Origin of the sequence: Muriicola sp. SD30, assembly GCF_041205185.1 — a bacterium.
Taxonomy (GTDB): Bacteria; Bacteroidota; Bacteroidia; order Flavobacteriales; family Flavobacteriaceae; genus Muriicola.
The window spans coordinates 605,941-607,237 of sequence record NZ_JBGEWB010000001.1; the positions used below are offsets into that span (position 1 = coordinate 605,941).

Annotated in this window: 1 pseudogene; it reads left to right on the forward strand. The window is 48.0% G+C overall.

Features of this window, described 5'->3' with window-relative positions:
• Window positions 1–1,297, forward strand: a pseudogene (locus AB8P51_RS02740) (hypothetical protein); the annotation flags it as partial.

A 1,297-nucleotide genomic window follows, 5' to 3' on the forward strand; every position in this document is an offset into this window, starting at 1 on the left:
ATAATACAGATCCACTCGATGCCTGCGACTTTGTATTGGCAAGTCAGACGGTTGATCCTTCTGCCGACTGGAATGCCGCTGATTGTGATGGTGATGGGGTGACCAATAGTGATGAAGTGACTGATCAGACAGATCCGCTTGATCCTTGCTCCTTTAATCCGGATAGTATTACCGTTGCCCAAAGTGACGATTTCCTTGCTGCCGATTGTGACGGCGATGGAGTAACTAACGGAGATGAAAATACAGATGGAACCGATCCCCAGGATCCATGTTCCTATAACCCGGACAGTGTAACCCTTGATCAAAGCGGGGATTACCTGATTGAAGATTGTGACGGTGATGGCGTAACCAATGGTGACGAACTAACCGATAATACAGATCCACTCGATGCCTGCGACTTTGTATTGGCAAGTCAGACTGTAGATCCTTCAGCCGACTGGAATGCCGCTGATTGCGATGGCGATGGGGTGACCAATAGTGATGAAGTAACCGATGGAACCGATCCCTTAGATCCGTGTTCCTTTAATGCGGACAGCATAACCGTTGCCCAGAGTGACGAATTCCTTGCTGCCGATTGTGATGGGGATGGAGTAACTAACGGAGATGAAAATACAGATGGAACCGATCCTTTAGATCCCTGTGATTTCTTACTTGCGAGTCAGACAGTCGCAACCTCCGCTGATTGGAATGCGCTTGACTGTGATGGAGATGGTGTGACCAACGAAGATGAGGTTGCTGATCAGACAGATCCTCTTGACCCCTGCTCTCTGGTATTGGCTAGTCAGACCCTGACTCCTTCAGCCGACTGGGACTTATTAGACTGTGATCAGGATGGTAACCCAAATGGGGGCGACCCTAATCCTCTGGTGGCAACAGCAGTAGATGACGAGGGTGAAACGGCTGCACAAACAGAAGTCGTAATTAATATTCTTGCAAATGATGATTACCTGCCCAATAATGACCCGAATAATCAGGGAACTACAAGTCTTACCAGAATTGGAGGTTCAGCAACAGGAACGGTAAGTTTTAATCCCGAGACGGGCGAACTATCATACATTCCTGACGCTTCAGAATCAAATTCTGTTGTCACTATAATATACCAGGTGTGTAATACTGATCCTGAGCCTGACGTTTGTGCTTCTGCAACAGTGACAATTACAGTTGGGGAAAATACAATCGACGCTGTGGATGACGACTTTAGCGCGAACCCTGTAGATGGAGTAGCCGGAGGAGTGGTAGCTGACAGCAATGTGCTCGACAATGATACGCTTAACGGTCAGCCTGTAGACCCTGCTGA